Annotated in this window: 21 protein-coding genes; 14 read left to right on the plus strand and 7 right to left on the minus strand. The window is 58.9% G+C overall.

Translation table 11 applies throughout. The annotated features are described in order from the left end of the window. Nucleotides 1-113: 113 nt before the first annotated feature. Nucleotides 114-581 (minus strand): hypothetical protein, encoded by a 468-nt coding sequence (locus DWX25_RS09400; protein ID WP_117794833.1) that lies wholly within the window; start codon nucleotides 579-581, stop codon nucleotides 114-116. A 275-nt stretch (nucleotides 582-856) separates the two neighbouring features. Between DWX25_RS09400 and DWX25_RS07735 the strand changes: the two genes are divergently transcribed. After that, entirely contained in the window at nucleotides 857-1,288 is a 432-nt protein-coding gene (locus DWX25_RS07735; RefSeq protein ID WP_055251783.1) for an Hsp20/alpha crystallin family protein, read from the plus strand. A gap of 82 nt (nucleotides 1,289-1,370) precedes the next feature. Here the strand turns inward: DWX25_RS07735 and DWX25_RS07740 are convergent, their stop codons facing one another. Further along, entirely contained in the window at nucleotides 1,371-2,180 is an 810-nt protein-coding gene (locus tag DWX25_RS07740; RefSeq protein ID WP_117743987.1) for an MBL fold metallo-hydrolase, read from the minus strand. 48 nt (nucleotides 2,181-2,228) lie between these two features. Here DWX25_RS07740 and tilS point away from each other — a divergent pair, with 48 nt between their 5' ends. From tilS to DWX25_RS07765, 5 genes are all read left to right on the plus strand, one after another. Further along, entirely contained in the window at nucleotides 2,229-3,770 is a 1,542-nt protein-coding gene (gene tilS / locus DWX25_RS07745; protein ID WP_199406605.1) for a tRNA lysidine(34) synthetase TilS, read from the plus strand. Between the two features lie 147 nt (nucleotides 3,771-3,917). Beyond that, the gene (hpt, locus tag DWX25_RS07750) at nucleotides 3,918-4,466 is read left to right on the plus strand and encodes a hypoxanthine phosphoribosyltransferase (RefSeq protein WP_117734837.1); all 549 of its coding nucleotides are present in this window, start codon (nucleotides 3,918-3,920) and stop codon (nucleotides 4,464-4,466) included. Between the two features lies 1 nt (nucleotide 4,467). Beyond that, nucleotides 4,468-6,615 (plus strand): ATP-dependent zinc metalloprotease FtsH, encoded by a 2,148-nt coding sequence (gene ftsH, locus DWX25_RS07755; RefSeq protein WP_117799170.1) that lies wholly within the window; start codon nucleotides 4,468-4,470, stop codon nucleotides 6,613-6,615. A 189-nt stretch (nucleotides 6,616-6,804) separates the two neighbouring features. Next, nucleotides 6,805-7,989 (plus strand): pyridoxal phosphate-dependent aminotransferase, encoded by a 1,185-nt coding sequence (locus DWX25_RS07760; RefSeq protein ID WP_117799169.1) that lies wholly within the window; start codon nucleotides 6,805-6,807, stop codon nucleotides 7,987-7,989. Between the two features lie 165 nt (nucleotides 7,990-8,154). Then, on the plus strand, nucleotides 8,155-8,976 hold the full coding sequence (locus tag DWX25_RS07765) for a phosphatase (RefSeq protein WP_117799168.1): 822 nt from the start codon (nucleotides 8,155-8,157) through the stop codon (nucleotides 8,974-8,976). Nucleotides 8,977-9,076: 100 nt separating this feature from the next. Here DWX25_RS07765 and rlmD read toward each other — a convergent pair whose 3' ends face one another. After that, nucleotides 9,077-10,510, minus strand: a complete 1,434-nt coding sequence (gene rlmD / locus DWX25_RS07770) for a 23S rRNA (uracil(1939)-C(5))-methyltransferase RlmD (protein ID WP_117799167.1) — start codon at nucleotides 10,508-10,510, stop codon at nucleotides 9,077-9,079. Between the two features lie 339 nt (nucleotides 10,511-10,849). Here rlmD and DWX25_RS07775 point away from each other — a divergent pair, with 339 nt between their 5' ends. The 4 genes from DWX25_RS07775 (at nucleotide 10,850) to DWX25_RS07790 (ending at nucleotide 15,655) form a co-directional block, all read left to right on the plus strand. Next, entirely contained in the window at nucleotides 10,850-11,710 is an 861-nt protein-coding gene (locus DWX25_RS07775; protein WP_117799166.1) for a transporter substrate-binding domain-containing protein, read from the plus strand. Nucleotides 11,711-11,860: 150 nt separating this feature from the next. Then, complete coding sequence (locus DWX25_RS07780; protein ID WP_233505102.1) at nucleotides 11,861-12,514, plus strand: amino acid ABC transporter permease; 654 nt, start codon at nucleotides 11,861-11,863, stop codon at nucleotides 12,512-12,514. Further along, nucleotides 12,507-13,271, plus strand: coding sequence for an amino acid ABC transporter ATP-binding protein (locus DWX25_RS07785; protein WP_117799165.1), 765 nt, complete (start codon nucleotides 12,507-12,509; stop codon nucleotides 13,269-13,271). Before DWX25_RS07780 ends, DWX25_RS07785 begins: the two co-directional genes overlap by 8 nt. A 308-nt stretch (nucleotides 13,272-13,579) precedes the next feature. After that, on the plus strand, nucleotides 13,580-15,655 hold the full coding sequence (locus DWX25_RS07790; RefSeq protein WP_117799164.1) for a translation factor GTPase family protein: 2,076 nt from the start codon (nucleotides 13,580-13,582) through the stop codon (nucleotides 15,653-15,655). Between the two features lie 114 nt (nucleotides 15,656-15,769). Here the strand turns inward: DWX25_RS07790 and DWX25_RS07795 are convergent, their stop codons facing one another. Then, complete coding sequence (locus DWX25_RS07795) at nucleotides 15,770-16,753, minus strand: DNA/RNA non-specific endonuclease (protein WP_117799163.1); 984 nt, start codon at nucleotides 16,751-16,753, stop codon at nucleotides 15,770-15,772. 217 nt (nucleotides 16,754-16,970) lie between these two features. Between DWX25_RS07795 and DWX25_RS07800 the strand changes: the two genes are divergently transcribed. Further along, on the plus strand, nucleotides 16,971-17,621 hold the full coding sequence (locus DWX25_RS07800; RefSeq protein ID WP_117799162.1) for an HAD family phosphatase: 651 nt from the start codon (nucleotides 16,971-16,973) through the stop codon (nucleotides 17,619-17,621). A gap of 363 nt (nucleotides 17,622-17,984) precedes the next feature. Continuing rightward, nucleotides 17,985-19,685 (plus strand): ATP-binding protein, encoded by a 1,701-nt coding sequence (locus DWX25_RS07805; RefSeq protein WP_117799161.1) that lies wholly within the window; start codon nucleotides 17,985-17,987, stop codon nucleotides 19,683-19,685. A 133-nt stretch (nucleotides 19,686-19,818) separates the two neighbouring features. On the opposite strand, the gene DWX25_RS07810 is transcribed toward DWX25_RS07805, so the two are convergent. After that, nucleotides 19,819-20,697: an ATP-dependent sacrificial sulfur transferase LarE gene (locus DWX25_RS07810; RefSeq protein ID WP_117763823.1), complete on the minus strand. Its 879-nt coding sequence runs from the start codon at nucleotides 20,695-20,697 to the stop codon at nucleotides 19,819-19,821. A 172-nt stretch (nucleotides 20,698-20,869) separates the two neighbouring features. On the opposite strand from DWX25_RS07810, the gene DWX25_RS07815 reads away from it, so the two are divergent. Continuing rightward, nucleotides 20,870-21,520, plus strand: coding sequence for an HAD family phosphatase (locus DWX25_RS07815; RefSeq protein ID WP_158557587.1), 651 nt, complete (start codon nucleotides 20,870-20,872; stop codon nucleotides 21,518-21,520). Nucleotides 21,521-21,721: 201 nt separating this feature from the next. On the opposite strand, the gene DWX25_RS07820 is transcribed toward DWX25_RS07815, so the two are convergent. After that, a complete protein-coding gene (locus DWX25_RS07820; protein ID WP_117799159.1) occupies nucleotides 21,722-22,927 on the minus strand; it encodes an ATP-binding protein in 1,206 nt (401 codons plus the stop codon). A gap of 217 nt (nucleotides 22,928-23,144) precedes the next feature. After that, nucleotides 23,145-24,278 carry a LacI family DNA-binding transcriptional regulator gene (locus tag DWX25_RS07825; RefSeq protein WP_233505249.1) on the minus strand — a complete coding sequence of 378 codons (1,134 nt, stop codon included), beginning with the start codon at nucleotides 24,276-24,278 and terminating at the stop codon, nucleotides 23,145-23,147. A gap of 317 nt (nucleotides 24,279-24,595) precedes the next feature. Here DWX25_RS07825 and glmS point away from each other — a divergent pair, with 317 nt between their 5' ends. Then, entirely contained in the window at nucleotides 24,596-26,443 is a 1,848-nt protein-coding gene (glmS, locus tag DWX25_RS07830) for a glutamine--fructose-6-phosphate transaminase (isomerizing) (RefSeq protein WP_117799158.1), read from the plus strand. Nucleotides 26,444-26,534: the final 91 nt, after the last annotated feature.

A 26,534-nucleotide genomic window follows, 5' to 3' on the forward strand; every position in this document is an offset into this window, starting at 1 on the left:
GTACGCTTGAACTTAAAAGGGGGAGGCCTCGCGGCCTCCCCCTTTTTTGCGTTAATGGGGCATAAATGACTCATTTACGCCAGACGATTTAATTCTTTTTTGGTATTGAGCTTTTATTTAAAGAAAATAAAACGAATAACAAGGGCAACTGCTATGGCTGTAATGATCAAAAGCAGGATTGCCAGTCGATGTTGCTTGCGTCGTTTACTTGACGAAACGAAGATTGATTTGCCCTGTTTTGGCGTTTCTAGATAGCGAGCCGAGTTCGTCAAGGTTTGCTTGGGTCGCGGCCCTCTTTGTCGATGAGCGGCGGATGCTTTCATCGGCTCATCCCTATCTGCGCTGTTTTTAGATAATGGTGCGTCTTTCAGATACACAGGGTCACCCGAGGCCACGCCCATATGCTTGCGTCCCGTTTGCGCATCTTCGAGTGTTTGATATCGGTTTCTTGTCACATATTCCGGTCCTGGATCATTGATGGGCTCTTGCGAGATGTGGGGGCGGTGGAATCGAATCGGTTGCGGGCTGGACACTTCGTCCTGCTCCGGCATAAGCGTGTTTTCCTGTTTTTGATCGTCCATGATGCCCTTTAGCTCGTTACCAACAACGTGTACGCGCTCATTGTAAGCCCCTTGTTATTTGTAGCTGCGAACATACTCGTTATTTAAGCTCTGGTTCAAAGAACCTTAACCTTACTAAAACTTGAGTCATACACACTTAGATATGCTTATAGTACTGGACTCAAAAAACTTTAAGTCGATGTATATCTAAGCACTGTGTGGGCATATATAAGAGCGTCAAAAGAAGTCCCAGTCACCTAGAAGATGGCTCGGCAGTCCTAAAAGGAGTGGTAAACATGGCAAGCATGGTTCCTTATCGTTCGGTTTTTGGCGTTCGTCCTTCTGCTAGCTCGCTGTTCGATCTGTTTGATGATATGACCGACCTTGCAAACAACTCGATTGCTTCCAAGGCGTTCCCCGTTGATGTCGAGGACAAGGGCGATGGTTATGAGGTCAAGGCGTATCTGACCGGCGTGGCTAAGGATGACATCGATGTTGAGCTTAATGAAGGCCGTCTGTCCATTAGCGTGAACGTTGTGGAGGACGAGGAGAACGAGGGCAAGAACTTCCTGCAGAAGGAGTTCAGCTCGTACAGCGCGACGCGTGGCGTGTATCTCAAGGACGCTTCGAGCGAGGGCCTCTCGGCTAAGTATGCTGACGGCATCCTGACCGTAACGGTTCCCAAGATCGTCGAGAAGAAGAACGTTACGAAGATCTCCATCGACTAACTTCGTTGGTGCTCCGCGCTATTAAAAGACAACAAAAGGGGCTGGGAAGCGATTCCCGGCCCCTTTTGCTGTCTAGGACAGACTATTGAATGGTTGCTGGTCGATGCTGGCTTGCGGGGCGTATCGAGAGTTTTCGCGATCCTTGGAGAAGGGTGGCGGAACTGCCGACCTCGTCATCCAGGGTTGCGGCTAGAGCTTTGGCATAGCTTTTGACGGTAAGGCTCGGGCGATTGTTATCTTGGCTGATATGCATCGCAATGAGCTGTTCGGTGCGATCGGTGACGAGCCCACGCGCTGCGTCGGCGGCTTGGTCGTTAGAGAGATGGCCTTTTGCAGATAAAATTCGCTCTTGGAGGAAGCGGGGGTAATCCCCTTGGCGCAGCATGGCCACATCGTGGTTGCTCTCGAGTGCAAGAACTCGGCAGTCTTCGAGGGTGTCTATAGCTTGTTTGGTTAGCTCTCCGGTGTCGGTGGCAAAGCCAATGGAGTCATCGAAAGTGTCGAATCGATAACCGACAGGATTGATGACATCATGCGATGTTGGGTAGGTTCGCACGCGGATGCCGGCAATGGAAAGCGTGTCGCCGGGGTCAAATTCCTCTACGGGTAGATGTGCGAGGGTTTCTTTGCACGAAAGCGTGCCCCTGCTGGCAAAGAGGGGACCATGCCAGTGCTTGCACCATACATCGAGCCCTTTGATGTGGTCGGTGTGCTCATGGGTAATTACAAGCGCGGCAACGTCGTCTGCCGAGAGGCCGAGCTCCGCCATGCGTTTAAGTGTCTCGCGGCGGGACAGGCCATCATCGATCATGATGAGACCTTGCGGCCCCTCGATGAGCGCGCAGTTGCCTTTTGAGCCGCTGCCGAGGATATGAAGGTGCAGGCGAGACATAAGATTCCAAAGGATACAATGGGTGCGGACGAATAGAGGAGGAAGCGAATGCCAACGGTATCTCAGCACTATGGACATCATGCTGCGTCGAGGGCGGATGATTACGCCCTGGCGACGCGGCAGACGGCTGCTCCTGTGGTGCTCATGGTATCAGGTGGTGCGGACTCGACGGCCTTGCTTCTTATGGCATGCACATCAAAGTTGGATATCATGGACGGGCGCGGCGTCGCTTCCATTGCGCGCGAGCGTCTGCACGTACTGCATGTAAATCATCACCTGCGTGGTGAGGCGTCCGATGGCGACGAGGCCTTTGTGCGCGAGCTCTGCGCGCAATATGGCTTGCCGCTGTGTGTTGAGCATGCCTATTTTGATGATGAATCGGGCAATATCGAGGCGGCTGCCCGCGAGGTACGCTATGCCGCGGCACGGAGATACGTTCGTGAGCTCTGCGCCCAGACGGGCGCACCGCGGACGGCGGCCCGCATCTGTACGGCGCACACCTCATCGGACCGCGCGGAAACGTTTTTGATGAATGCGATTAAGGGGTCGGGGCCCGCTGGTCTATCGAGCATTCCACGCCGTCGGAACATCGTGGTACGCCCCTTGCTCGACCTCACGCATGATGAGCTCGTGAACTATCTGCAGGTGCATGGCCAGCTGTGGCGGGAGGATGAGAGCAACGAGGACGTTTCGTACCTGCGCAACTATGTGCGCCACCGGGTGATGCCGGTGGTGGCACAGCGCAACGCGAACGTCTGCAAGACGATTGGTGCCGCTTGCGAGATCCTGGGCGACGAGGATGCGTTTTTGTCTCAGCTTTCGGCTCAGGCGTTTCGAAGCTGCCTGCGCAAGGAAGTGGCGGGTGCGCTGGTCCTCGACGCGCGCCGCCTTGCCGCGGCCGAGGTGGTGATTGCCCGGCGCATCGTACGACTGGCAATTAAGCGCATCGACCCCGATGCTCGGCCGGAGATGCGGCATGTGGAGCGCGTGCTCGCCTGTGTTGCCGAGGGTGCGGGCTCGGTCACACTCCCGGCGGGAATTGATGCGCGCGTGGAGTTTGGAATGCTGGCACTCAAGGCCCCGGTGGCGCGCGAGGGCTTAGTTGCCGACTGGATCTCCGTTCCCGGGCGCCTGTCTTTGGGGGCGGGGCGTATGCTGGTGGCCGAGCCGATGGCCGTTGAGCCGGGATACGATGTCGTGCATCGAGCCCGCGAGCTTGTGGCTGCCGGAGAGGTGGCCGCTATCGTGGATGCGGCGGCCTTGGGCTTTGCCGACCGCGATAGCGATCGGATGCTCGCTGGCTCGTGCGGAGAGATTCCCGCTGAGGCTCGATCGGCGCGCTTGTGGGTGGATAACCCTGTGCCGGGGGATGTGATGTGCCCGCTGGGAATGAGTGGTCGAAGCAAGAAAGTGTCCGACCTGCTCAACGAGGCGCGCATTCCCGTTTCCGAACGCTCTGGCGTGCCCGTGGTAAGAACGGCTCCGGGGGGAGCCGTGGTGTGGGTTGCGGGCGTTCGGGCCGACGAGCGTTTTAAATGCACGGCCGCAACGCGCGTGGCATATCTGCTCCGCGTAGTCGATGCGGAATAGCGCCTTGCGCCTACTATTCTGTGCGACGTTGACGGTATTCCCGCGCTGATGGCGCACGGGCTGGTAAATATACCCCGTGCGCTGCTAGAATGTGTAGTTCGCGTCCATACGGCGGTGTGTGGGCGATAAGCACAAGAAAGGGTTGTCATGGCTTCTCAACATCCGGATATCGAGAAGGTTCTGTTTACGCAGGAGGATATCGACGGTATCGTTTCTCGCCTAGGCGAGCAGATTACTCGCGACTACGTGGGTAAGGATCTGGTGCTGATCGCGGTCCTACGCGGCGCCGTGGTCTTTATGGGCGACCTGATGCGCAAGATCGAGCTGCCGACCAACATCGATTTCATGGCTGTTTCGAGCTACGGCGACGGCGTGAAGTCCTCCGGCATCGTGCGTATCATCAAGGACCTGGATATCGACATCCGTGGCCGCGACGTGCTGATCGTCGAGGACATTCTGGACTCGGGCCTGACGCTCAAGTATCTGATGAAGAACCTCGAGAGCCGCAAGCCCGCTTCTCTGGAGGTCGCCGCCTTCCTGTGGAAGGACGTTGAGGACCGTGCCTCGGCCGTCACGCCCAAGTATGTTGGAACCCATTGCCCCGATGCCTTTGTGGTGGGCTACGGCCTCGACTATGCCGAGCGCTATCGTAACCTTCCGTATCTGGGCATTTTGAAACCGGAGGTTTATTCGTAAGATGCCCGACGACCGTAACGATAACAATTCCCAGACTCCCCGGGAGCCTAAGATCCCGGGGATGCCCGGAGGCAAGAAGCCCACGCGTACGGGCTGGCTGTATTTTATTTTGGCTTGCGCGCTTCTGGGCTACGCCTTCTTTAACATGGGCTCCGGCTTTGCCAATTCCAGCAATACCGTAAAGCTCGCGACGAGCGAGATGGTCAACGCCATTAAGCAGGATCGCGTCGAAGATTTGACCTATACGGTTCAAGACGGAAGCGTGGCGGGTCATTACTGGAAGACAAAAAAGGACAAGGGCGACACGAGCGAGCTCAAGAGCTTCTCCTCGACCTATGTCGGCTCCGATTCTCTTGCCGAGCTTATGGCGGAGCACCCCGATACCAAGTACATCGTCAACACCAATGACCCCGATTTTTGGGGCGACCTGGCGATGAGCGCGCTGCCGACGATCGCCCTGATCGCCATCATGTTCTACTTTATGCGCCAGATGATGGGCGCCAACAACAGGAACATGCAGTTTGGCAAGACCAACGCCAAGACCAACGAGGCAACGCGCCCCAAGGTCAAGTTTGAGGATGTTGCCGGTGTGGACGAGGCGGTCGAGGAGCTCGAGGAGATTCGCGACTTTTTGAGCGATCCGGATCGCTATCGAAAGCTGGGCGCCAAGATTCCGCGCGGCGTGTTGCTGGTTGGCCCTCCGGGTACTGGTAAGACCCTGCTGGCCAAGGCCGTTGCCGGCGAGGCGGGCGTGCCGTTCTTTAGCATCTCGGGTTCCGACTTTGTCGAGATGTTCGTGGGCGTCGGCGCCAGCCGCGTGCGCGACCTCTTTAAGGAGGCCAAGTCCCAGGCCCCGTCGATCATCTTCATCGATGAGATCGATGCCGTGGGACGTCAGCGCGGAGCCGGCTTGGGCGGCGGTCACGACGAGCGCGAGCAGACGCTCAACCAGCTGCTGGTCGAGATGGACGGTTTTGAGGAGAGCGAGTCGGTCATCCTGATCGCCGCCACCAACCGCCCCGACATTCTGGATCCGGCGCTGCTGCGTCCCGGCCGTTTTGACCGCCAGGTTACGGTCGACCGTCCGGACGTGAAGGGCCGCGAGCAGATCTTGCGCGTGCATGCCGAGAACAAGCCGATGGACGAGGACGTTAAGTTTGAGAAGCTCGCCCAGATGACCGTTGGCTTTACCGGCGCCGACCTGGCGAACTTGCTCAATGAGTCTGCACTGTTGGCTGCCCGCCGTCATCGTTCCGTGATCTCGATGGACGAGGTCGAGGAATCGATGGAGCGCGTGATTGCCGGACCGCAGCGCAAGGGTCGCGTGATGACCGAAGCCGAGCGCACCACGATTGCCTACCACGAGAGCGGTCATGCCCTGGTGGGCCACATCCTGGAGCACTCCGATCCGGTCCACAAGATCTCGATCGTCAGCCGCGGTCAGGCTCTGGGCTACACGCTGCAGCTTCCGCAGGAGGACCACTTCCTCAAAACCAAGAACGAGATGCTCGACGAGCTCGCCGTGTTCTTGGGCGGCCGCGTTGCCGAGGAGCTCATGTGCGATGACATTACGTCGGGCGCGAGCAACGATCTGGAGCGCGCGACCAAGATGGCGCGCGAGATGGTCACGCGCCTTGGTATGAGCGAGGAGCTGGGCACGCAAGTGTTTGGCGAGGCGCAGCATCAGGTGTTCCTTGGTCGCGATTACGCTGATCACCAGGATTACTCCGAGGAGACGGCGCGTCGCATCGATATTGAGGTTCAGCGCATCATGCGCGAGGCCCATCGCCGTGCGGTCGAGATTCTGGATGCCCGTCGCGATCAGCTCGATTTGATGGCGAAGGTGCTGCTCGAGCGCGAGACCGTCGAAGGCGACGCCGTGAACGCCCTGCTCGACAACGAGTGGGATGCCTACCTTGAGCGCGAGGGCGATATCCTGGCGGCCAAGGAAGAGCGCAATGCCAAGGCGGCCGGCATGCCGACCAAGAAGCGCGCGCCTCGTATGAGCGAGGAGGAGCTGGCGGCTGATGCCGCGGCGTTTGCGCAGGCGGCCATGCGGGAGGATGCCGACGTCGCATCTGAGGATGCTGACGATGTCGAGACTGCTGACGCAAAGAAGGCCGACGGCAATACTGACGTCGACGAGTAATCTTTGTCACAAAAGCCTCCGCGGGGAAACCTATGGAGGCTTTTTCTTTTGAGCGATATGGAGCCATCTGTTGATTGGGGACAGACTTAAATGAGCGTTTTCACGCATTTAAGTCTGTCCCCAATCAACATTGCTGCGGCACTTTGCTCGGCTAAAGCGTACAATAGCGCCTATGCGAAAGGGGAACAGATGATCAACGATACTATGTATGCGCGCGGTGCGGAGAGCTCCATCATCCGCGAGATCTTTAGCTACGGCCTTGAGCGCAAGGCACAGATCGGCGCGGAAAACGTGTTCGATTTCTCACTGGGTAACCCGAGCGTTCCGGCACCTGCCGCCGTGGCTGAGTCCATTAAGAAGGCCTTGGAGCTGCCGAGCGACCAGCTGCATGGATACACGCCTGCACCGGGTCTGCCGCAGTGCCGTACCGCCGTGGCCGAATCGCTCAACCGCCGCTTTGGCACGAGCTATGAGGGCAAGGATGTCTTTATGACGGTGGGTGCGGCGGCTTCGCTCGCCTGTACGCTCAACGCGATTACCAATCCGGGCGACGAGGTCATCGTTATCGCTCCGTACTTTCCGGAGTATCGCGTGTGGATTGAGAAGGCCGGCTGTACGTGTGTCGAGGCGCTCGCCGATGAAGATACGTTCCAGCTGAGCGTGGATAACGTGCTCAAGGCGATTACCGATAAGACGGCTGCCGTCATTATCGACTCACCCAACAACCCGACCGGTGCTGTGTATACGCGCGATACCTTGACGCGCCTGGCTAAAGTTATGTGCGAGGTCAACGCTAGGCGCGATCCCGAGAATCCGATCATGCTGATCTCGGACGAACCGTATCGCGAGATCGTCTATGGCGCCGAGGTTCCTTGGGTGCCTTCGATCTACGAGCACACCATCGTGTGTTACTCGTATTCCAAGTCGCTGTCGCTGCCGGGCGAGCGCGTGGGGTGGATCCTGGTTCCCAATACGAATCCTCAGGCAGCTCGTCTAATGCCTGCCGTTGCCGGTGCCGCCCGTACGCTGGGCTTCGTGTGCGCTCCGGCGCTCTTCCAGCGCGTGATTATCGACTGCATTGATGAACCGAGCGATGTCGAGGCCTATGCGCGCAACCGCACCGCGCTTACCGATGCACTGGCGGAGTACGGCTACACCTATGTTGAGCCGAATGGCGCGTTCTACCTATGGGTGAAGGCGCTGGAGCCCGATGCGAACGCTTTTTGTGAGCGCGCGAAGAAGTATGAGCTGCTTGCGGTTCCCTCGGACAGCTTTGGCATGCCGGGCTGGTTCCGCTTGGGCTACTGCGTGAGCTACGAGACCATCGTCAATTCGTTGCCTGCCTGGAAGCAACTGGCCGACGAATATCTTTGAAAGTAAAGCGCTCTGCTTACAATGTTTTACGTGAAACGGGGTTTGGTTTTAAGCCAGACCCCGTTGTCTATGCCGTTGTGTGATTGGGATGAAGCAGTTTTACGACTATCGAAGGCTATGCGTACAATGAATATACGCGACGGCCATGCCGGATAAGGAGATCCGATGCCCTACCTGCTTTCTTGTGATATCCATACTCATACGATGTTCTCTGCGCATGCATATTCGACCATTGAGGAGAATGTGTACTGGGCGGCAGAGCGTGGCCTGCAGGTGCTCGGATCTGCCGACCATCTGAGCTCTATGGTTTCGCCTTGCCCCAATGACCTGCGTAGCTACCAGTTCTTTATCAACCAGGATGTCTGGCCTCGCATTTGGAGTGGCGTGCTGGTGTTGCGCGGTGCCGAGGCCGATATCGTTTCGCTGGACGGAAGCCTGTTTGGCGAGGACACTCCTGTCACGCTCGATATTGCCGGCGATCCGTTCAGCCGCCAGCATTCGCTGTTCGATTTGGTTACGCGCAATTTGGATTATTTGGTGGCAAGCGTGCATAATTCACAGATTGCTGAAGGCGCGACGCTGGCCCAGACGACCGAGATGTATATCAATGCCCTGGAGCACCCCAAGGTGTTCATGCTGGGCCACACGGGTCGCGCCGGTGTTCCCTTTGATATCGATGAGGTGCTGTTGGCGGCCAAGGCCAAGCACAAGATTATCGAGATTAACAACCATAGTCTTGAACATGGTACCGATGCCGAGCATTGGGGTGTGTGCCGCAAGATTGCCGAGCGCTGCGCCGAGCTGGGCGTGGGGATTGGCATCTCGACCGACGCGCACATTGGTATGGCGATTGGCAAGCTCGAGCAGGCGCGCAAGATGCTCGACGAGATTCATTTCCCGCTGGACCTGATTGTGACGCGCGATCGCGAGACGCTGCTGCGCAAGATGGCGGCAGCCGGCGTGTGCGACCTGCGCAAGAGCATGTAACGGGCTCATATAGCCAACGAAAGGGGGCGGTCCAGACGGGCCGCCCCCTTTCTTGTGCCGGTAGATTTTAAGGCATGTCCCAAAAATCTACTGGGGTGGGCTAGCGGCGCCCGAGGATCGCTACGGTTTCGGTGTGGTCGGTATGGGGGAACATGTCGACCGGCGTGATCTTGAGCAGGCGATAGCCTCCGTCGAGGAGCTGGTGCAGGTCACGCTCTTGGGTCACGGGGTTGCAGCTGATATAGGTGATGCGGCGCGGCTTGAGTGCGCAGGCGGCTTCGAGGAACTCGGGGGTGGAGCCGGCGCGCGGCGGGTCGATGGAAAGGACGTCGACGCGTTCGTTGTTGTCGGCGGCATCGAGGATGTAGTCGGTGGCGTCGTCGGCCATAAACCAAGCGCTGCGGGTGAGACCGTTGAGCTCGGCATTGCGGCGCGCGTCGGCAATGCCCGCGGGGTTTCGCTCCACACCGAGCAGCATGATGCCAATGCCCTTGTCCTGGGCACCCTTTGCGGCGCAAAGGCCGATGGTGCCGCTGCCGCAGTAGGCATCCATAAGCACGTCGCCCTGGCGCAGGTCCATGCCGTCGATGGCGAGCTGGTAGAGCAGCTCGGTCTGTTGCGGGTTGGTCTGATAGAACGCGGTGGGGGAGATGTCGAAGTCGCAGCCGAGCAGCTGGTCGCGCATGCATTCGGCGCCATGCACGATGCGGGTCTCCTCGCCTAGAATGGCGTTGCCGGGGCGTCCGTTGATGTTTTGGGCAACGGTGACGATATGCGGATCGAGTGCGGCGACGGCCTCAAAGAACTCCTGCGCATACGGCAAGTCGCGCTGAGCGGTCACGAGGGTGACCATAATCTGGTCGGTGCGCCAGCCGCAGCGAACGACGGCATAGCGAAGCAGCCCCAGATGCTTGTCTTCGTTAAAGGCGGGAATGTGCAGACGTTCGGCCTCGCGAGCGATACCGTTGAGAATCTGACGAGCACCCGGCGCCTCGACAGGACACTCGGGTACGGCAACGATCTTGTGCGTGCCGCGCTCAAAGAAACCGCAGCGGACAGCGCCCTCCTTACCGGGAGCAAACGGAGTGGCAGCCTTATGACGAAAACCGCGCGGCGCAGGATATTTGCCCGGGTCGCCTAGGGTGACGCCCATACCGCGAATGGGATCGACGGTTATGCCCTCGCGCTCACAGAGCTCAGCAAACAGTTCCTCCATAGCAGCCTGCTTGGCCGCCAACTGCTTCTTATAAGGACGATTGAGCGCCGTGCACCCACCGCAAGCTTTCATGATCGAACAGGGAGACTTGGGGTCCACAGTCTTGCACGCAGACGAAGCCGGATCTTTATGCGAGTGCTTGGGGCGAGCCTGAGATGCCTTATCCCCGCCCCGACGAGAGTCAGAACGCTTGGCCTTAGCCTTGCCCTTCGCATCCTGAGACGCCTTGGATTTCCTAGAAGATTTTTTCTCCCCCGACCCCTCAGCCGCCTCGATCAAAGCACGACGAGCCTTACGCTCCGCACGAGATTCTGCCATGAATTAACCCCACTAATTTACAAATTGAAATCTGAAAGCATTGTACCGTGCCAAGCTAGCGGACGATATGCAAGCACCCATTTCATGTTAGTGATAAGCCCAACGACGTTTGCCCGCCGGGTGCCGGGGCTGGGGTTAAGTTTGTCGCGAGTTCCGCACGAACAGGAGAGCACTTAATGTGCTCTCCGTCGTGAGCAGGACTGTAGAGCAGCAAACTTAACCCCTGCCCCGGCACCCGGCGGGCAAATCCTCCCTTGTACTCTATCAAGGTAAAGTGTATGATTCTGAACGTTACACGACTCACTTTACTTAACTAAAGTGCCAGCAAGGGGGAATACCATGAATACCGATATGTCTCGTCGTCAGTTTGTTGGTCTAGCCGGCTCGCTCGCCACGGTGCTCGGCCTTGGTCTTGTCGGTTGTGGCGGCGGTGCCGGTAAGGGCTCTGCTGCCGGCTCTGCCGCGGCCAAAGATACGAAGGGTGCCGCGGAGTCCAAGAAGCTCGTGGTGGGCTTTGACAAGTCCTATCCTCCGTACGGCTTTGTGGGCGACGATGGCGAATATACGGGTTTTGACCTCGACCTTGCCAAGGCCGTTGCCGACAAGCAAGGCTGGGAGGTCAAATACGAGGCCATCGACTGGGATGCCAAGGATACGCTGCTCAACTCGGGTGCCATCAACTGCATCTGGAACGGCTTTACCATGGAGGGCCGCGAGGACGACTACACGTTCTCCGAGCCGTACATGCTCAACGAGCAGGTGCTCGTGGTCAAAAAGAACGCGGGTATCAAGAGCTGGGACGATCTTGCTGGCAAGACCGTGATCACCCAGACCGATTCCGCTGCGCAGGATGTGCTCGAGGGCGACCAGAAGGATCTGGCCGCGACGTTTGCCACGCTCGATACCATCGGTGAGTACAACACGGCGTTTATGCAGCTCGAGAGCGGCGCGGTCGATGCCGTGGCTTGCGACCTTTCGATTGCCCAGTATCAGCTCGCCGCCAAGCCCGATGCCTATACGCAGCTCGACAAGCCGCTGTCCAGCGAGCACTACGCCGTTGGCTTTAAGAAGGGCGACACCAAGTCGGCCGATGCTGTAACCGAGTCGCTCAAGGCGCTCTATGAGGACGGTACGGTCAAGGACCTGTGCGATAAGTACGCAAGCTATGGTCTGTCCTTCGACAACTGGGTTCTCAAATAGCGGCTTTCCCAGGCACCCGATTTTGCCGTTCAAACCGTCGCTTGCGTACATTTAGTACGCGGCGCTCCTCTTTCACGGCAAACTCGGGCACCTGGAAAACCCGCTTTAGCATTGGGTTCGCTGTTCCGTTACTGTGAAAGAGAGCTTGGGTTGTCTATTCAGGTCATGATGCAGATGCTTGGCCAGGGATTCTTGGTCAGCTTGCAGCTGTTTGTGCTGACGCTGCTCGGGTCGATTCCACTGGGAATCCCCGTGGCGTTTATGCGCATGAGCAAAATCGCGCCGCTTCGCTGGATTGCGCGCATCTACATTTCGGTCATGCGTGGCACGCCGCTCATGCTGCAGATGTTTGCCATCTACTTTGCCCCGTACTACGTGTTTGGCATCTCGCTCACACCCGATTCCAAATGGACGGCGTGCGTTGTGGCGTTTATCATCAACTACGCCGGCTACTTTGCCGAGATCTATCGATCGGGCCTGCAGTCTATTCCGCGTGGTCAATACGAGGCTGCCGAGGTGCTGGGCTATTCGCGCCTGCAGACGTTTTTGTACATTGTGATGCCGCAGGTCGCTAAGCGCATTTTGCCGGCGATGGGCAACGAGATTATCACGCTGGTCAAGGATACGTCGCTGGCATTTGCCATTGGCGTGGGCGAGATGTTCTCGACGGCCAAGGCGCTGGTTGCCTCGCAAGTGAACATGGTGCCGTTTGCAATCGCGGCGCTGATCTACTGGGTCTTTAACTTTGTGGTCGAGATGCTGCTGGGCGCCGCCGAAAAGAAGCTGGACTATTACCATGACTAACTCAGTGATGAAGATCGAAAGCGCGTGCAAGGCGTTTGGCGGCAATGAGGTTCTCAAGGATATCTCGCTTGAGGTGAAGCGTGGCGAGGTCGTGGCGATTATCGGGCCTTCGGGTGGCGGCAAGTCCACGCTGCTGCGTTGCGCCACACTGCTCGAGACGCTCGACGGAGGCTCGCTCTCGTTTGGCGGCCTTGCCGTCGCGAAGGATGCGGGTTCGGGCGCGGTGTATGCGAAGGGCGATGTGCCCAAGCAGGCGCGCTCGCGATTCGGCCTGGTGTTCCAGAACTACAATCTGTTTCCGCACTATACGGTGATGAAAAACATCACCGATGCGCCGATCCGCGTGCTTAAGCGCCCGCGCGAGCAGGCGGAAGCTCGTGCGCACGAGCTGATTGCTCAGATGGGGCTTGTGGGCAACGAGAACAAGGTGCCGTGCGAGCTTTCGGGCGGCCAGCAGCAGCGCGTGAGTATTGCCCGCGCCCTGGCGCTCGACCCGGAAATCTTGTTCTTTGATGAGCCGACCTCGGCGCTCGATCCAGAGCTGACGGCCGAGGTGCTGCGTGTCATTAAAGACCTTGCGGCGCAGAACATGACGATGGTGATCGTGACCCACGCGATGCAGTTTGCGCGCGATGTTGCCGACCGCGTGGTCTTTATGGACGGCGGCCGTATTGTCGAGGAAGGTCCTGCCGAGCAGGTCATCGACCATCCACGCGAGCAGCGTACCCGCGAGTTCTTGAGCCGTATCGAGGGGTAGGCTCAGCTATTTACTCAACTTTTTAATTGAGGCGAAGCCGCCAGGTCTTATGGTCTGCGGCGGCTTTTATTTATATCGATGGGGTTTAATAATCGCCTCGCACGTTTGCTCTGGCCTCTCGCCGTCTGTATTCATACGTGCGCCGAAAGGTGTGCATGGACAGGCGGATGCAAGGGTAGGGTGGTGGCATAGGACATTTGGAGGGTGAGTCGGCTCGGCTGCCGACCATGCTGCTCCCGGGACGGCACCGACCGCGAACTCTCCCCGTTGGCGTCGCGCATTGCGCGCGGCCCTGCAAGGAGGTCATCATGGGTGCTCCCAAGACCGGTAACGTAAGGAACGTGGTGCTCGTAGGCCAAGGCGGGGTGGGCAAGACTTCACTCGCCGAGGCCATGCTCCACCTTTCCGGCAAGACCGCCCGCCTGGGCGGCCACGACGGCACCAAGCCCACGCTCGACTATGACCCCGAAGAGGTCAAGCGTGCATTTTCCATCTCGACGACCATTGCGCCGATCGACTGGAAGGGCGCGCGCATCAACGTGCTCGATGCCCCGTGCTATCCCGATTTTATCGGCGACGCCTATGCCGCGATGAGCGTCTGCGAGACGGCTCTGTTTGTTGTCGACGCCGAGGCCGGCCCGCAGCCTACGACGGTTAAGCTCTGGTATGCCGCCGAGGACCTGCGTCTGGCGCGTGCGGTGTTCGTAAACCGCCTGTCGCGCTCCGAGGCCAGCTTTGCGACCACGATGGACCTGCTGCAGGAGCGCTTTGGTACGCGCCTGGGTGCCGTGACCCTTCCCTGGGGCGAGGGCGAGGACTTTGACGGCATCATCGACCTGGTGCGCATGAAGGCGCGCCATTGCAACGGCGCTGAAGCCGTTGAGTCGGAGATTCCTGAGGAGTATCGTACCCAGGCCGAACAGGCCCACGACCATCTGTGCGAGCTGGTGGCCGAGGCCGACGACGAGCTGATGATGAAATACCTGGAAGGCGAGGAGACGCTGACGCAGGAAGAGCTCGAGGGCCTGCTGTCGAAGGCGATCGCCGAGCGCATCTTTGTGCCGGTCTTTGCGGGCGATTGCATTAAGGAGCAGGGCGTCAACTCGCTGATGGACGATATTGCCACGTACTTCCCGGCGCCGACGGACTACGGCGAGATGCCGCTCATCGACGGCGATTCGCTCAAGATCTCGAGCGACGATGACCGCCCGGTGGCGTTTGTGTTTAAGACCCTGGCCGATCCGCAGCAGGGTCGCATCAGCTTTATCAAGGTGCTGACGGGCACGCTTGAGCCGGGCCTTGAGCTGGTCAATGCGCGCACGCGCAAGGGCGAGCGTCTGGCTCACCTGTATGTGATGTGCGGCCGCGACATGACCGAGGTCGGGCACGCGTATGCCGGCGATATCATCGTGGCGCCCAAGCTGGCGGCCGAGACGGGCGATACGCTCTCGATTACCGGTAAGGTCGAGGCTGCGGCGTTTAAGTTCCCCAACTCGCAGTACCGCATTGCCATCGAGGCCGAGAATCGCGGCGACGAAGAGAAGCTCTACACGTTTATCGAGAAGGCTTGCAAGGCCGATCCGACCATGAGCATCGACCGCGACGAGGAGACCGGCCAGACCATTATCTCGGCGGTGGGCGAGGCACAGGTTTCGGTCCTGCTCAATCGTCTGGAGGACCGCACCAAGGTCGCTGCCAAGAGCGTGCCGATCCGTATCCCGTATCGCGAGACCATCCGCCGCACGGCAAGTGCCCAGGGTCGTCATAAGAAGCAGACCGGTGGCGCCGGTCAGTATGGTGACTGCTGGCTGCGTGTGGAGCCGATGATTGCCGCCGACGGTACGAGCGACGGCTATGAGTTTGTGGACGAGGTCGTGGGCGGCCGCATTCCGCGCTCGCTGATCCCTGCCGTGGATAAGGGTGTTCAGGAGACTATGAAGGACGGCATCATCGCCGGCTACCCGCTCACGGGCATTCGCGTGGCTGTGTACGACGGCTCGTATCACAGCGTCGACTCCAACGAGATGGCGTTCCGCGCGGCGGCCCGCATCGGCCTGCGCAAGGCGTGCGCCGATGCCGACCCGGTGGTGCTGGAGCCCATCGAGGAAATCACGGTGACGATCCCCGAGAGCTACGCCGGCGCCGTGATGGGCGACATCTCGGCCTCGCGTGGTCGCGTGACGGGCATGGAGACCGATGAGCGCGGAGACACCGTGGTCATCGCCCAGGCGCCGCTGGCCGAGCTGACGGATTACTCGACGCGCCTGCGCTCTATCACGCGCGGCACGGGCGACTTTACCATGAAGCCCGCGGGCTATGAGCAGGTGCCTTATGACGTTCAGGCCAAGCTGGTCGAGCGCTATGAGGAGGGCCGCGCCAAGTAGCGTGTGACGTTGCCTGTAACATACGTGCCGATGCAAGGGCCGCTCTGGGTGATCCGGAGCGGCCCTTTTTGATCCCCGGTGGGGTTGCAAATCGGTTCTTGTCGTGGCTCGGGGCTAATCCCCCGAGGCCTGGTTGCGGCCGGTGGCGTAGTCGATCTGCACATGCGGCTGCAGGTTGTAGCAGTACACGTGGAAGCACAGTGTCTTGCCGTGGTCCTCGACCGACTGCGCCTCGAGGCGGACACCGCGGCAGACGAGTTCCTCTTCGTTGTACATGGGCGTGACGCGGTAGAGCACGTGGTTGCCCGTGTCGCGGATATAGCCGAGGATCTGCTCTTCGAAGGGCAACATGCCCGTCTCGTTGAGATAGCGCGTGCCGGTCAGGAGATTTTTGCGGTTGGCGTTTTCGCCGCAGAGCGACCAAGCGATAAGGTGGCAACGGTTATAGAGGCTCTGGCTCGGAATAAAGTCGTAGCGCTGCTGGTGCCATCCGGCGGGGTGGATACGCGAGATATCGCCGCGCTTGCCCTGACCGAGCGATTCGGGTCCTATGCAGGCGAGTGCTTTGCGGGTACGGCCCAGGCTGTCGAGCTTTGAGAACCTCTTAAAGCATCCTTCTTCGGTGGCCCGTTCGTATTCATCGAGCGTGAACGACGGTGTGCCGAGCGGATGCGTGCCGTCGGCGCGAAGGGTAACGTAGGGGTTGCCGGCGTAGTCGGGGATGCTGCTGAGATATACGCCGCGGGCGCGGTCGAGATCGGGGTTTTCGACCTCGTCGATGGGGGTGGCGGCGCTGTCCGCGGAAGCGCCGTCGCCGGTGTCGGTTGCGGCGGAATCGGAGCCATCGCCAGAGTCCTGGCTGTTTTGAGGGTCCGGGGAGCTCGCCGTTCCCGATTCGAGCCGGGCGACCAAGTCCGCTTCGTCGTCGGTGCGGTTGGGGCTCTCGCTTTGCTTCTCGGCCAGAGCCGCCGCCTGCTCATCGCTTTGCGGCGAGAGCAGCTTGGGCGCCCCGTCGAGTGATCCCGTGAACAGCGCAAATCCCAGCACCACGGCGGTGCCGATGGAAAGTACTTGCTTGTAGGCGGACTTGCGCGACATGGGGGCTCCTGGTTAGTCGGTTGCGAATCTACCAGTCTAGCAGGAGACGCCGCAGACCGTTTTCCCAGATAAAACCTACCAAAATAAACCTGTCCCTTTTTGGCAGGTTATTGATTCATGTAACGAAAGCCAAATATGATATATACATTATATACAAGCTGTAAAGCGCGGTAGAGTTACGGTAACGAAGGCCGTGCAAGCCGATGAAGGGACCGATATGATCAAGGCTGTCATTTTTGACATGGACGGAACGCTGATCGATACCGAGCGTTTGGACATGAGGGCATGGAAGGCGGGCGCTGCCGAGCTGGGGATCGCGATTGACGATGCGCTGGTCCATCAGTTTATCGGTCGCTCGATGCCCGATGTCAGGGACATCCTTGAGGAGCATTATGGCAGCCGCGAAATCGTCGAGACGGTCGAAGCCCACTACAGGGATGCTCTCGACGAGATGGTCAAGACCGATCTGGAGCTTAAGGCCGGCGCCGCCGAGTGCCTGGACGAACTGCTGGCTGCGGGCTATCACGTGGGCCTTGCGACGTCGTCGCGCCGCGTTGCGGCCGAGCGCAACCTTAAGACGGTCGGCCTCTTTGATAGGTTTGAGACGGTGACCTGCAACGAGGATACCCTGAACGGCAAGCCCGATCCCGAGATCTACCTGCTCGCCTGCGATCGCGCGGGCTTTGCTCCCGAGGAATGCGCCGTGGTCGAGGACTCACGCAACGGCTGCGTCTCAGGCATCACGGCCGGCTGCCATGTCTTTGCCGTTCCCGATATCGTGCCGTTGCCGCAGGACGTGGCGGACGGCTGCGAGGCCGTGCTCGATACGCTGTTCGATCTGACGGCGGCGGTCAGGGCCGTGCGCTAAAGGTATGCGCCGAGGCTGATGACGGTGGCTTCGGCGTGGCCCCGCTTGCGTTTTCCCAGATAAAACCTGCCAAAATAAACCCGTCCTCTTTTGGCGGGTTGGCGGGGTAATGCCCGCCGCAACTTATGGCACGGTTGGGATGTGTACGCTTTAAAGAGCGGAGCCCATGGTTAGAGAGATGCGCTCGTCTCTCTAAACGTCTCTCTAAAGAGAACGTCGGTTAGAGAGATGGCCTTAGGTAATCTAGCAGTGAATTCGATACATCTCTCTAAATTTCTCTCTAAAAGAAGGTGCTCATCTCTCTAAAGTTAGAGAGATATACTAAGCTTTAGAGAGATAAATCTATCGTTTTAGAGAGACGGAATGCCAATGCTGCTGGATGAACCTCTTGGCCTTATTGTTGAGCGCCTTCGCAGGCGGGGGACTGATGACGCATCGGTAGAAGTTAAAGCCTGCACGAATAAATTGAGCGCAGACGTATGGGAGACAGTGAGCGCTTTTGCGAACACTGCGGGTGGGCTCATTATTTTGGGCCTGAACGAGGCCGAAGGATTTGTTCCTTCGGCTAACTTTGCTATCGATAGGGTGCGCGATCAGTTTGTTTCGGGTATCGGAGACGGAGGCTCAGCGGCAGTGGTGGCCCATGCGCCGCGGTATGAGCTTGATCGAGGCGAGGTCGACGGGCTCCAGGTGCTTCTGGTGCGCATCTTTGAACTTGAGCTTAAAGCGAAGCCTTGCTATATCGGCGCGCGCGGCGTGCAGAACGGTAGCTACAAGCGCGTGGATGATAAAGATATCAAGATGTCGCCCGCTGAGCTATATGAGCTGCAGAGTGCGTTGCTTCCGAGCGATGCAGACGGCACGGTGGTTTCGGAGGCAACGGTCGAGGATTTGGATCCAGATGTCGTGCGGTCTATTATCGCAAATCGCCGGCTGCAGACCCCGCGCGTTTTGCGCGGGGCCGATACGCTGGAAAAGCAGCTGGTCAGACTCAATATCACTACAAAGGATGGTGCCGTGAAGCTCGCGGGGCTTCTGTCGGCGGGAATTTACCCCCAGCAGTTCTATCCTAAACTGATGATCGATGTCGCCGTTCATTCCGATGTGGAAAAATCTGCACCCGGGCAACCCCGGTTTATTGACCGCCAGTTGTGCGATGGCCCGATTCCGGCTTGCATCGAAGATGCCCTTGCCGCGATTGGACGAAACTTGCGCAAAGCGACGATAGTGCAAGGCGCTGGCAGAAGGGAGGATTGGGAAGTTCCCCAGGAGGTTTTGCGCGAGGCCTTGGCAAATGCCTGCATCCATCGAGAATATTCGCCCATGTTTGTGGGGCAGGCCGTGAGTGTCGATATCTATCCAGACAGAATAGAGATCAAAAACCCTGGCGGCCTTTGGGGCGGAAAGACGGTGGACAATCTTGCAGACGGGGAATCGCGCTGCCGAAACCCAAAGCTCATGAGCCTAATGGGGGCGACGCCGTTAGAGCATGCCGAGGGGGCCGTTGCGGAAAGCCAGGGATCTGGTATCCCGGCTATGATTCGCGAGATGGAGTCTCGTTCGCTTGGCAGGCCGAAATTTATCGTTAAGGCCGATTCGTTTACGGTGCTGCTTTCCCGGCACGGGGCGGAGCTTGCTGAAAACCGCACGTGGATTCAGAACCATGTGGGCACCGAGCTGACGGATCGCGAAGAAACATTGCTCATGTTTATGCGGGAGCATGGGTGCGTATGCGATGTTCAAAAAATACGAGAGGCCCTGAAGTGGGATTCGGATGACATTCGCCTGATCTGCGGGGACCTTGTCGATAAACATGCCCTGTCAAAATGCGGCAAAGACACGTTCGAAATTATCGATAGGAACAGAGAACCGTCAGCTTCGACGGCGGATAGGATCCTGGAGGCTCTCAGCGCCGAAGTGGATATGACGGCGCGAGAAATAGCGGTTGCATCGGGGGTCAGAATTTCGTCTGTCCGTTACCATCTGCCAAAAATGGCGGATAAAGGACTCATTGAAGTAATGGGTTCATCGACGAGCCGCAACCGCCGCTATCGGAAGAGGTAGATGTGGCTGAGTCGCCTCTCTAGTGTCTCTCAAAGATAGATGGATGCTAGAGAGGCGGTTGCCCTGCGATATTTCCCCAGATAAAACCTGCCAAAATAAACCTGTCCCTTTTTGGTAGGTTAAACGGCGTAACTTAAAGGTTCATGTTGCCGTGGATGTAGGGGGTGACCTCGGGGAAGATGTGGGCGCAGCCCAGCTCGCGCAGCGCGGACTCGATGGCGGCGGGCAACGGGGTCTTGCCCTCGCCGTCGACGGCGGCACTGCCGAGGGCGGCAATCTTAGCGAGATCTGCGGGAGCGGCTTCGATATGCATGCAGCCGCCGACGAGGCGTGCGCGGACCTGGTCCAGGCCAAGGTCGTGCAGGTAGTCCTCACAGGTGCGGATTACATCGACCTTCTCGCGCGTGAGCTCCTCGCCCGTGGGGACACGCGTGGCCAGGCAGGCTCCTGCCGGCAGGTTCCAGACGGGGTATCCCCAGGCGCGCAGCAACTCGCGCTCCTCGTCCTTGGTAAAGCCGACCTCCATGAGAGGGGAGCGTACGCCGAGCTCCTGGGCAGCGCGCATGCCGGGGCGGTAGTCACCGCGGTCGCTTGCGTTGCTGCCGTCGATGACGGTGGGAAAGCCCAGCGACTTGGCGTGGTTGACGATGGCGGTAAAGCCGGCGCGCTTGCAGTGGTAGCAGCGGTCGGCATCGTTGCAGGCTACTTGGGGGAGCCGCAGCTGATCGACCGAAAGATTGAGCACGGGGAGCTTAAAATGCGGCCCCTCATTGGCCTGCCCGTCAACGGACCGCTCAAACGAAGCCTGCTCGGGCGTGCCGATGAGCGGCGTGGTGAGGTGAACGAGAAGCGTGCTGGCGGGCATGATGCGGGCGCAGACCGCGGCCAGAAAGCTGCTGTCGACGCCGCCGGAAAAGCCAATGGCGACGCGTCCGTATGCCAAAAGCAGCTGCTCGAGCGCTGTGAGTTTGTCCTGAAGCCCCTCTGCAGGTGCGGTGGTGTCTGAAAGCATGAATCGATCCTTGCCGTTGAGTACTCGGTCGAAAACTATAATCCTACCGAGCCGCTTGTCATAAGACTTCTATCTATGTAACGAAAGTGCAATATGCTATATACGTTATATACAAGTCTACAGGTGCGGTAAAGTTGCGGGAGTACAGAAGCGCGAAGCGATGGGGACCGATATGATCAATGCCGCTATTTTTGACATGGACGGAACGCTGGTCGATACCGAGCGTTTGGGTATCAAGGCGTGGAAGGCGGGCGCGGCCGAGCTGGGATTCGCGATTGATGATGCGCTGATCCATCAGTTTATCGGTCGTACGCTGCCCGACGTCATGGGCATCCTTGAGGAGCATTACGACAGCTGCGAAACCGCTGAGGCAATCTATCGTCGCCATAGGGAGATTCGCGACGAGATGGTCAAGACCGACCTGGAGCTTAAGGCCGGCGCCGCCGAGTGCCTCGACGAGCTGCTGGCTGCGGGCTATCACGTGGGCCTCGCGACGTCGTCGCGCCACGTTACCGCCGAGCGCAACCTTAAGATGGTCGGTCTCTTTGACAAGTTTGAAACGGTGACCTGCGGCGATGACGTCGCGCACGGCAAGCCCGATCCCGAGATGTACCTGCTCGCCTGCGAGCGCGCGGGCTTTGCTCCCGAGGAGTGCGCCGTGGTCGAGGACTCACGCAACGGCTGCGTCTCGGGCATCACGGCCGGCTGCCACGTCTTTGCCGTCCCCGATATCGTGCCGCTGCCGCAGGACGTGGTGGATGGCTGCGAGGCCGTGCTCGACACGTTGTTCGATCTGACGGCAGCGGTCAAGGCCGTGTGTTAGCGTTTGTACGTGAGTCGCCATGTCCCGCGCCCGATCCCGCGGGACGGTGGCGGCAACGGCGCCTGCGTGGAGGCGCTGACGCAGTCAGCCCCTCTTATCACGCCAAGATTGCTGTTTTGGCTGATAAGAGGGGCATTGTGCTTTAAGCGACTGGGGCTGCGGCCTTGGTAAGGAGCTGGCGGAGGGTTATGACGCTACAAGTTACTCAAGGAGCCAGTCGATCACGTTGCGCTTGCGGACTCCTTCGTAGTTCGCGTCCGCAAACAGCGTGTCGAGCGTAAGAAGCGTCTTGGGGTAGTTGTCTCGGACTTTCTTAAAGGGGGCCAACTCTCGATTGAGGGTGGTTTCGTCGAGCGTTGTGGCTGAAACCTGAAAATAGGCTGTCTCGTCTGAGTTTAGGGCAACAAAATCGATTTCCCCGCCGTCGATATCGCCCACGTAGACGTCGTATCCACGGCGTAGGAGCTCGAGATAAACAACATTTTCGAGGATATGACCGATATCGCTGCTTTGGGTTTTGACAAGAGCGCCTCTAAGTCCAAGGTCAACGGCGTAGTATTTGCCGTTTGTTGAAAGAAGCTGCCGACCGCGCACGTTATAGCGCGGAGCAAAGTACAGCACAAGGCTGTCTGTTAAGCCTTTGAGGTACTTGGCTACGGTTTTCTGGTCGGTTTTGTTGCCGTTGGACGAGAGCGTGTCGGAGATTTTTTTAATCGAGATCCGGTTTCCAATGCTATGGAGTAGGAACTTGGTGATATCGCGCAGGGTCGGGACGTCCGAGACCTTCAGGCGTTCGATAACGTCGCGTATGACGATGGTATCGTAGAGGCTCATAAGATAATCGCGCGCCTGGGGTCCCAGAATACCCGTCTCGGCGATAAAGGGAAAAGAGCCCCGGGTGATGTACTCGTCAAACAACTGAGCGGGAGCCTTTCCGTCATTGGTTTTTGCCGAGCAAAACTCTTTAAAGGATAGGGGCAGCATCTTGAGCTCTACGTAGCGACCGGAGAGCAAAGTAGCCAGCTCGCTCGAGAGCAGATAGGCGTTGGAACCGGTTATGTAGAGGTCGACATTGTCCTTGATAAAAAGACTGTCGACGGCTTTTTCGAAATGCTCGACGTGCTGTATCTCGTCCAGAAAAACGTAGTTCATCTTATCGGGGACGAGTCTGGCGGAAATGTAGTCGTAGAGTGCTCTATATGACGTAAGCGACTCGAACTCCAGGTCTTCAAAGTTGAGGGATATAACCTGGTCACCTGTGATTCCATAATCGCGCAGGTAGCTACGGTAGATTTCGAATAGCTTTGATTTGCCGGACCTTCGCACGCCCGAAACGACCTTGATGACGTGCGAGTCTTTCCACGAAATGAGCCAGTCGAGGTACTGTTTGCGATCAATCAGATTCATGAAACCCCTTTCTTGGCGAGAAAAAACTGGAGCAAAATCAATACTTATAGGAAATATCTAAAAATATGGAATTGAGTCTATTTTAACAAAATAGTTAATGAAAATTGGATTACATTCCATAAATATCCGTAGCCGCAGGTCCGGCTAAACGGGGGGGGGCGCATGGGGCCAGTAAAAAACGCCGCAGCGGGCCTGTTTCCGTTGCGGCGTTTTTTTGTTACAAGTAGGCGCCCAGGTTGATGTCGGTTGTCGGGACCATGGGTTGGCCCGTCGGGTGCGGCTTGGCATTTTGGGTGCTTACGCGCTCGAGCAAGAAGGGACGCACGAGCTCCTGACGGTTAATGTCCTCGCTGGCCGTGACCGTGGTGACGGTGCGCGCGGCGGAGCCGATGCGGACTCGTTTGGTCTTGGCGACAGGTTTATCCTCGATTTGTTCCATGAGCAGCTGTACGCCCTTGCGGCCAATTTCGTAGCCCGGCGGCGCCACGGTGGTAAGGGGAACCGACCCGCTCCATGCAAGGGGGTTGCCGTCGCAGCCGGCCACACGGACCTGCTCGGGGACGAAGATGCCTTTGTCGGTCAGCGCCGAGATAACGCCCGAGGCCAATACGTCGGTCAGGCCGATGACAAAATCGGGGCGCTCGTCAGCAGGGCGTTCGGCAATCTGGGTACCGATGCTGTAGCCGTCGGCTGCGGTATTCCACTCTCCGGCATCGATGACCTCAATTTTGATATCGGGATGCAGGGCAAGTGCTTTGTGGATGCCAAGGACGCGCAGGGTGAGCTGCATAAATGCCGCTCTGCCCACAACGGTGATATGGCGTGCGCCGCGGGCGATGGCGAGCTCGGCGATAATGCGCCCCTGTGCCTCGTTGTCGGCGGCCACGTAGTAACCGGGTTCGGAGCAGTGGATGTCCAGATGGACGATGGGGACGGGAATCTTGGTCATGGCGGGGTGCCAATCGGGGGACGCCATGGGCTGAACCATGACGCCGGACATCTGCGTGCCCATAAAATAGCGCAGGTAATGGTCCTCGAGAATGTCGTCGTTATCGGCGTTGGCGATGAGCAGGTCGTAACCGTGTTTGCGCGCCTCGTTATGGGCGCCGCTGGCAATTTGGAGCGAGAAGCCGTGGTCGAGGCGGGGGAGAACCAAGCCAAAGGACTTGGTGGTGCCGCCTGCGAGCTGGCGGGCGCTTTGGTTGGGCAGGTAGCCCAGGCGATTGATGGTCTCGTTGATGAGTTTGAGGGTCTCGGGGCGCAGCTTTTCGGGGTGGTTGAGCGCGTTGGATACCGTGCCCAGCGAGACCCCCGCTTCGCGCGCGACGTCGCTGATTTTCACCTTTGCCATAGCTGCCCCTTTGATGCGTTTCAAGTACAAGGCAGATTGTAGCATCGCCCGCCCCTAGGGTGTCAAAACCTGCCAATTAGGGACAGGTTTATTTTGGCAGGTTTTATCTGGGGAAACGCCGTTGCCAGCGCGACCACCACAAAGGTGCCTGTCCCCTTTGTGGTGGTGAGGTGTGTGCATCGGGTGGTATCTAAGTTGAGATACCACTTCTGGTATATCAGCTTGCGCTTGCGTGAGTACAATACTCGAACGTTATACGTCTCAGCGCCCCCTGTGCGTGGACGTCTTGCAGTCACGCGAACGAAGGGATTTATCCTATGTGCGGAATTGTCGGCTACACCGGCTCTGATATTGCAAAGAACATCCTGGTCACGGGCCTCAAGCGCATGGAATATCGCGGCTATGACTCCTCGGGCGTTGCGCTCGAGGTGGGCGAGGGCGCCGCGGCGCACCTCGACGTCATCCGCCGCGTGGGCAAGGTCGCGGGCCTGGAGAGCGAGCTTTCCAATATCGACAGCGACGCTACCTGCGGCATCGGCCATACCCGCTGGGCTACCCACGGCAAGCCCTCCGTCGTTAACGCCCATCCCCACACCAGCTGCGACGGTCGTATCGCCATCGTCCACAACGGCATCATCGAGAACTTCGCTGAGCTGCGCGAAGAGCTGGAGGGCCGCGGCCACCACTTTAAGAGCGAGACCGATACCGAGGTCTTTGCGCATCTGATCGAAGAGGCCTATGCCGAGACGCACGACCTGATGGCCTCCGTGCGCGAGGCTTGCACCCACGTGGTCGGTGCCTATGGTCTGGCCGCAGTGTGCGCTGACGAGCCCGGCGTGATCGCCGTAGCCCGCAAGGATTCCCCGATTGTGGTCGGCGCAGGCGAGACCGGCGCCCATGTCGCCTCCGACGTCATTGCACTCATCGACGCCACCCGCGATGTCGTGGTGCTCGAGGACGGTCAGTTTGCCAAGCTCACGCCCGCAGGCGTCGAATACACCGACGAGGCCGGCAATGTTATCGAGCCCAAGGTCACTCACATCGACTGGGATCTGGACATGGCCGAAAAGGGCGGTTATCCCGACTTCATGCTCAAGGAAATCCACGAGCAGCCGCGCGTCGTGCGCGACACGCTGGTCGGTCGTATGACGCCAGCCGGCGAGCTCGACATCGACGAGCTGGGCCTTTCGCTCGAGGAGCTCAACGACATCGACCGCGTCTACGTGATCGCTTGCGGCACCAGCTATCACGCTGGCCTCATTGCTAAGAATCTCATTGAGGGCTGGGCTCGTATTCCTACCGAGGTCGAGGCGGCAAGCGAGTTCCGCTACCGCAACCCCATCATCACGCCGACGACGCTTGTTGTGGCCGTGTCCCAGTCGGGCGAGACGGCCGATACCCTTGCCGCCATTCGCGACGCGCGCATCAAGGGTGCCAAGGTCTTCGGCATCACCAATGTGGTGGGCAGCCCGGTGGCGCGCGAGAGCGACGGCGTCATCTATACCAAGGCCAACAAGGAGATCGCGGTCGCCTCGACCAAGAGCTTTATCGGCCAGGTTGTGAGCCTGACGCTGCTGGCGCTGCTGCTGGCGCAGGTCAAGTACCGCCTGACCACCAAGCAGGCGCGCATGCTGTTCCGCGAGCTTTCCGATACGGCCGAGCAGATCCAGTGGATTTTGGATACCCAAACCGAGACCGTTCATGAGGCCGCCCTGCTGTGCAAGGGCGCGCAATCGGCGCTGTTCGTGGGCCGCGGCATGGGCGCCGCCATTTCCTACGAGGGCGCGCTCAAGCTCAAAGAGGTCAGCTACCTGCACGCCGAGGCCTACGCCGCCGGTGAGATGAAGCACGGCCCCATCGCCCTGATCGACCCGGGCTTCCCTGTCATCGCCGTGGCCACCAAGAGCGCCACCTACGACAAGACCGTGTCGAACCTTATGGAGTGCAAGGCGCGGGGTGCCAAGGTCATCGTCGTTGCCACCGAGGGCGACGAGGAGATCAACAAGATCGCCGATTGCATCATCCGCGTGCCGGCAGTCCGCGACGTGTTCAGCCCCATCACGGCGAGCGTCCCGCTGCAGCTGCTCGCCCGCGAGGTCGCCATCCTGCGCGGCTGCGACGTCGACCAACCCCGAAACCTGGCGAAAAGCGTTACTGTCGAGTAGCGGATGTTCCGGCGTTCCAACAGCCAAGGCCCGGCTCCGCGTCATCAGACGGAGCCGGGCCTTTTTGTACGGAGAAACCACCACAAAGGTG

The organism is Collinsella sp. AF18-8LB (assembly GCF_003459795.1).
Classification (GTDB): Bacteria; Actinomycetota; Coriobacteriia; order Coriobacteriales; family Coriobacteriaceae; genus Collinsella.